The sequence below is a fragment of the Longimicrobium sp. genome (assembly GCF_036280135.1).
In the GTDB taxonomy this organism is placed as follows: domain Bacteria; phylum Gemmatimonadota; class Gemmatimonadetes; order Longimicrobiales; family Longimicrobiaceae; genus Longimicrobium.
Genome location: NZ_DASURI010000506.1, coordinates 1 through 5,878, shown reverse-complemented (window position 1 = coordinate 5,878; position 5,878 = coordinate 1). Strand labels below are relative to the sequence as shown.

The following is a 5,878-nucleotide window of genomic DNA, read 5'->3' as shown; positions in this document are numbered from 1 at the left end:
GGTGGGGGCCCTCGCCCGCGGATGAAGCCTTCCTTCGCGCACGGTGCCGACCCCGTCCGTTCCAGCGCAAAGCAGCAACCCAGACCCTTGCAGCAGCACCCATGAGCCAGGCCCGCGCCACCACCGAAAAGGTCATCCCCCTGCGCCTGCCCATGCTGGGCGACGAAGGGCAGCCGGGCGGCCGCTTCGTAAAGCGCGCCGTGTCGGTCACGCTGGGCGTGATCGGGCTGCTGATGCTGGCCGGCATCATCGTCTCGCTCGTCGTGCGGATGGACGTGACGGTCAAGTCCGCCGGCGTGCTGGAGCCCGTGCGGGTGTGGCCCGTGCGGGCGGCGTCCGCGGGCGCCGTGCGCACCATCCACGTGCAGAGCGGCGACACGGTAAAGGCCAACGAGATCATCGCCGAGCTGGACGTGCTGGCCCTGCGCACGCAGCTGGCGCAGCTGGAGGCGCAGCACCGCAGCTTCGAGATCGAGCGCAACCGCTCCGCCGCCACGGCGCCCCTGGAGCTGCGCCAGCAGTCCGACCGCCGCGCAGGCGCGCAGGCGCGGCTGAGCACCGCGCGCGCCTCGCTGCTGCAGCGCATGGTGGAGCACGGCTTCGGCACCAACGTGGACTCGATGCTGGCCAGCTACCGCGTGGGCCAGCACGTGGCCCTGGACGCGGCCGTGGGCGAGGTGCGCGGCGCCGAGGCCGACATCCGCCTGAACAGCACCGAGACGGACATGCTGGGCCTGCGCCAGTACGAGCAGGAAAAGGCCGGCGCCGAGATGCAGCGGCTGGAGGCGCAGATGACGGAGGTGCGCGAGCGGATCGCCCGGGCCACCATCCGCGCGCCCAGCGACGGCGTGGTGCTCACGGACCAGCTGGAGCGGCTGACGGGCAGCTACGTGCAGGAAGGCCAGACGCTCATGGAGGTGGGCGAGCAGGGCGAGTGGCGGGTGACCATGCTGGTCCCCGAGCGCGACGTGAACAAGATCGCCGTGGGCGACCGCGTGCGGCTGGAGGTGCAGGCCTTCAGCGAAAAGGACCGTACGCAGCTGGAGGCGCGCGTGAGCTTCGTGGCCGCCGAGCCCGTGGGCAGCGGCACGGAGGCGGCGGGTGCCGGGGCGGCGGCGGGCGGGGCCGGCCGGGCGTCGGGACCGGGCGTGTACCGCGTGGTGGCCACGCTGGCGCCCGGCCAGGCGGACCGCGCCGCGCTGGACAAGTTCCGCCGCGGCTACAGCGTGCAGGCCAACGTGATCACCCGCTCGGGACGCATCGCCGAGCTGGGCTGGGACTACCTCATGGAGAGGCTGAACCGCAAGTGACCGACGCAGTGGACGTGAACGGGGGCGCGCTGCCCCAGCCGCCGGAGTGGGTGGCGGGGGAGCTGGGCGGCGCCACGGGCAAGGGCATCCGGGTGGCCGTGATCGACAGCGGCTGGGACCGCCGCATCGACGAGCCCCGGGTGCTGCCGGGCGTGGGGTTCGTGGATCCCGACGACGACTTTGCCATGGCCCGCAACGACGACGACAACGACGTGCTGGGCCACGGCACCGCCTGCGCGGACCTGGTGCTGCGCATTGCGCCGGACGCGCGGGTCATCCCCGTCAAGGTGTTCGGCAAGGTGCTGGAGACGTCGCCGGGCACGCTGCACGCGGCGCTCCTGTGGGCGCTGGAGGCCGGGGTGCAGGTGATCAACGTGAGCCTGGGCACGCGGCTGGAGGGCACGCTGCATCCCCTGTACGCCGCCTGCGAAAAGGCGCGGCGGGCGGGGATCATCGTGGTGGCGGCGGGGCACAACGCCAACGACTGGAGCTATCCCGCCATCTTCGAGAACGTGATCGGGGTGAGCGCGGCGAAGTTCGATTCCCCGTTCCATTTCCGGTATCGTCCCAACCACGCCATGGAGTGCCAGGCGTGGGGCGTGGAGCAGCCGGTGCTGTGGGTGGGCGGCGGCCGGCCGGTCAAGCACGGCACCAGCTTCGCGGCGCCCAACGTGGCGGGGATCGTGGCGCTCATCAAGGAGCGTCATCCCGAGGCCACGCTGGACGATGTGCGCGAGATGCTGGCCCGCTTTGCCCTCGAGGTGGATCACAGCGCCGCCGAGGAGGACGAGGAACCCGCCGTGCAGCCCAGCGACGCGGCGGCGGGCGGCTGAAGACCCAACCGATTTCTCACGCAGAGCCGCAGAGGCGCAGAGAACTGCAACTGCGCGTGAACGAGGAAGATGCGAAACGAATTCGCGGCGATCATCGGGCGCGAGGGCGGGTGGTTCGTCGCCTACTGCCCCGAGATCCCGGGCGCCAACGGCCTCGGGCAGACGAAGGACGAGTGCCTTGTCAGCCTGCGCGAAGCCATCGCACTCATTCACGAAGACCAGCACCTGAAGCTCTCCTGACCAACAGAGCCGCGGAGGCGCAGAGTACTTCATCGCGCGATGAGATCCTCTGCTGCCCCTGCTCCCTCTGCGTGAGAATGCAGTTGTCGTTGCAGTTCTCTGCGTCCTCTGCGGCTCTGCGTGAGAATGCAGTTGCAGTAGAAGCTGACATGCGACGGAAAACAGGAAGGGCGCGGAGACGATGATCTCCGCGCCCTTCTCGCATTCTCCGCGTGAGAAGAAGGCTCAGTCCTCCACGAGGTACGCGATGCCCCAGGCACCCTCGCCGGCGTGCGTGCCGATAATGGGCGTGCCGGGCGCGTGCACCACGTCGACGTTGCCGTAGCGGGCCCGGATCTCCCGCGTCACGGGCTCCAGCACCTCCGGCGCGCCCACGTGCATCACCCCAAAGCGCAGCTTCTTCACGCCGCGCGGCACCTTCTTCTCCAGGATCTCCAGCATCCTGGGCAGCGCGTTCTTGCGGCCGCGCACCCGGTCAATGGGCAGCAGCTTGCCCGCCGCGTCGATGTCCAGCACGGGCTTGATGTCCAGCAGGCTGCCCAGCCACGCCTTGCCGCGCCCCACGCGCCCCGACGCCAGCGCCCGCTCGAAGGTGTCCAGCACGATGAAGAAGCCGCTCTGCGCCCGCACCCGCTCCAGCTCCGCCAGGATGCGCGCCGGCTCCCATCCCAGCTCCCCCAGCTCGCTGGCCTTGAGCGCCAGCAGCCCCTGCAGCAGCGAGCCGCCCTTGCTGTCGAACAGGTGAACGGGCACGTCGGCGCTGCCGCCCATCTGCTTGAGCGCCGCCTGCGCCGACGCATAGGTGCCGCTCAGCGCGCTGGACAGGAGGACGGCCACCACGTTCTCGCCCTCTTCCGTGGCGCGGCGAAAGCCGTCCATGAACGCGGCCGGCGCCGGCTGCGACGTGCTGGGGTGCGCGCCCTTCTTGAGCTCCACCACGAACTGCTCCGGCGACATGTCCAGCCGGTCGCGCAGCACCTGGTTCTCGAAGATCAGGTTCAGCGGCACCAGGTGCATGCCGTGGCCGCGCACGATCTCGTCCGGCAGGTCGCACGCCGTGTCGGTGACGACGCTGATGGGCCGGCGGGCCAGCGTCATGTGGCCCGCGCGGGCGCGCTCGGCCACGGCGTGCTGGGCCTGCATGTCCTCGGCCTTGTGCGACGCCAACTCGCCAAAGCCGCGCAGGTAGCCGAACACCTCGTCGGGCTCGTCGGTGTGGATGTGCACCTTGAGCAGGTCGCCGCTGCGGATGACCACCAGCGAGTCGCCCCGCTCGCGCAGCCACGCGCGCGCCTCGTCCTGCGTGGGCAGCCCCTTGCCGCGCACGAGCGCCTCGGTGCAGAAGCGGAACTGCTCCTCGCCGCCAAAGTCCGCCTCGGCGGCCGCGAACACCGCGGGCTCGGCGTCGTAGGTGGGCGTCTGGTCCAGGGCCGTGAGCGGGTCGCCGCTCAGGTAGCCGCTGATGCCCTCCAGGATGTGCACGAAGCCCTTGGCGCCCGCGTCCACCACGCCGCGCGCCTTGAGGGCCGGCAGCAGCTCCGGCGTGCTGGCCAGCGCCTCGCGCGCCTTGACCAGCAGCCGCTCGAAGAGGACGATGAAGTCCGAGTGCTGCAGCCGCTCGGCCTCGTCGGCGATGGCGCGCATGATGGTGATCATGGTGCCCTCGACGGGCTTTTCCAGCGCCTTGTACACGTGCTCGGTGGCACTGCGCAGCACCTGCCCAAAGTCCGAAACCCGCAGCCGCGCGCGGTCGCCGATGGCGTCGGCAAAGCCCAGCAGGAAGTGCGAAAGGATCATCCCGCAGTTGCCGCGGGCGCCCATGATTCCCGCGTTGGCGGCCTCGCGCGCCACGACGCCCACCGAGCTGTCGGTGCTGCGCCGCAGGTGGTCGGCGATGGAGCTCACCGTGAGCGCCAGGTTGGTGCCCGTGTCGCCGTCGGGGACGGGGAACACGTTGATGCGGTTCAGGTCCGCGCGGTGCCGCTGCACGTACTCGGCGGACATGATGAGCGCGCCGCGCAGGCCGGCGCCGTCCAGGAATGTCGTCTTCATGTGGAATCGGGTACCTTCCGGCCGACACGGCAGCCCCCGCAACGCCGAAAGTGGCGCTCGGGCGGCCGTGTCATGGCCCCTCGCGGGGCCGCGGGAACCACGCGGGCGGGGTGGAGCGTCCGCATACTGGTTCGCGCGCACTGCTTATGCAAGGGGCGGGCACACGGGCGGCGCGCGCCTCCCCTCGCGCAAAACCGTACCCGCGCGCTACCATTCCGGTCCGGGACGGACGCGATCCTCATCCTTTCGCAATCATCGCAACCCATGGCGCAGCAACACTTTCTGGGCGCGCACACGGTCGACAACGGGGGCATCCACATGGCCGCGCGCCGCGCGGGCAGCGCGGGAATGCGGGCCCTGCAGTGCTTTACGGCCGTTCCGCGCTTCTACGGCGACAAGAGCGGCATCAAGCCCGAGCGGGTGGAGCGGTTTCGCGCGGCGCTGGACGAGGCGGGAATCCGCCCCGAGCACGTGGTTGTCCATGCGGCGTACGTGCTGAGCGTTGCAACCGCGGAGCCCGACAAGTGGGAGCGCGCCGCGGCGGGCCTGGCCAAGGAGATGGAGCGCTCCAACGCGCTGGGCGTGGGCGCCGTCTGCTTCCACCCCGGCTCCGCCTCCGACGGCGATCCCAAGGCGGCGGCGGAGCGGGTGGCAAAGGCCATCACCCAGGCCCTGCGGTCGTGCGAGGGGCCCACGCGGCTGCTGGTGGAGAACACGGCCGGGGCGGGGAAGACGGTGGGGCGCACGGCGGAGGAAGTGGGCGACATCCTGCGCCACGTGCCCGACGATCTGCGCGCGCGGACGGGGTACGGGCTGGACACCTGCCACCTGTTCGCCAGCGGCTGGGCCATCCACGAGTCCGCGGCCCGGCAAAAGGAGATCCTGGACGAGTGGGAGCAGACGACGGGGGAAAAGCCCGGCTTCTTTCACCTCAACGACAGCGAGGGCGGCTTTGGCACCAACAAGGACCGCCACATGCTGCTGGGCGACGGGCAGATCGGCGCGGAGCCGTTCCGCTGGCTGCTGGCGGACCCGCGCAGCCGCGGCATTCCCCTCATCCTGGAGACGCCGCAGGAGAACTACGAGATCGGCGAGGAGGACCCCTCCGCCGACCCGTACGACCTGCGGATGATGGAGCTGCTGCGGGGCTTCGAGAAGAAGGGCTGACGATCCCGGGAGGACGATGATGGCGATCGGGCGGATTGGACGGATGGCGGCGGGCGCCGGCGCCCTGCTGCTGGCGGCGTGCATGGAGGCGGTGCCCGCCGCCCGGACCCCGGCCGCGCGCGGCGGATCGGGCGCGTCCGGCGGATCCGGGGCGGCGGCGGCGGTGGAGGAGATGACGCGGCTGGTGAACGCGCACCGCCGTTCCGTGGGCTGCCCCGCGCTCACGTGGCTGCAGCCCGCGGCGGACGCGGCGGCGGCCCACAGCGCGGACATGGC

At 71.2% G+C, this 5,878-nt stretch carries 6 protein-coding genes; 5 read left to right on the top strand and 1 reads right to left on the bottom strand.

The window, feature by feature from the left end:
- Positions 1–101: 101 nt before the first annotated feature.
- The 3 genes from VFZ20_RS16380 to VFZ20_RS16370 all read left to right on the top strand — a co-directional run bounded on the left by VFZ20_RS16380 (position 102) and on the right by VFZ20_RS16370 (position 2,383).
- Positions 102–1,310, top strand: coding sequence for an HlyD family secretion protein (locus VFZ20_RS16380; RefSeq protein WP_329684985.1), 1,209 nt, complete (start codon positions 102–104; stop codon positions 1,308–1,310).
- Entirely contained in the window at positions 1,307–2,143 is an 837-nt protein-coding gene (locus tag VFZ20_RS16375) for a S8 family peptidase (RefSeq protein WP_329684984.1), read from the top strand. Before VFZ20_RS16380 ends, VFZ20_RS16375 begins: the two co-directional genes overlap by 4 nt.
- A gap of 69 nt (positions 2,144–2,212) precedes the next feature.
- Positions 2,213–2,383, top strand: a complete 171-nt coding sequence (locus VFZ20_RS16370; RefSeq protein WP_329684983.1) for a type II toxin-antitoxin system HicB family antitoxin — start codon at positions 2,213–2,215, stop codon at positions 2,381–2,383.
- A 225-nt stretch (positions 2,384–2,608) separates the two neighbouring features.
- Here the strand turns inward: VFZ20_RS16370 and VFZ20_RS16365 are convergent, their stop codons facing one another.
- The gene (locus VFZ20_RS16365; protein WP_329684982.1) at positions 2,609–4,435 is read right to left on the bottom strand and encodes a DegV family protein; all 1,827 of its coding nucleotides are present in this window, start codon (positions 4,433–4,435) and stop codon (positions 2,609–2,611) included.
- Between the two features lie 264 nt (positions 4,436–4,699).
- Here VFZ20_RS16365 and VFZ20_RS16360 point away from each other — a divergent pair, with 264 nt between their 5' ends.
- A complete protein-coding gene (locus VFZ20_RS16360; RefSeq protein WP_329684981.1) occupies positions 4,700–5,602 on the top strand; it encodes a deoxyribonuclease IV in 903 nt (300 codons plus the stop codon).
- Positions 5,603–5,618: 16 nt separating this feature from the next.
- Positions 5,619–5,878, top strand: a 260-nt coding sequence (locus VFZ20_RS16355) for a CAP domain-containing protein (protein ID WP_329684980.1), incomplete at its 3' end; no start/stop codon positions are given.

Bases quoted from the DNA above. Each gene is read 5' to 3' on its own strand.
- VFZ20_RS16380 (WP_329684985.1), top strand. From the start codon at position 102: ATGAGCCAGGCCCGCGCCACCACCGAAAAGGTCATCCCCCTGCGCCTG.
- VFZ20_RS16370 (WP_329684983.1), top strand. From the start codon at position 2,213: ATGCGAAACGAATTCGCGGCGATCATCGGGCGCGAGGGCGGGTGGTTC.
- VFZ20_RS16365 (WP_329684982.1), bottom strand. From the start codon at position 4,435: ATGAAGACGACATTCCTGGACGGCGCCGGCCTGCGCGGCGCGCTCATC.
- VFZ20_RS16360 (WP_329684981.1), top strand. From the start codon at position 4,700: ATGGCGCAGCAACACTTTCTGGGCGCGCACACGGTCGACAACGGGGGC.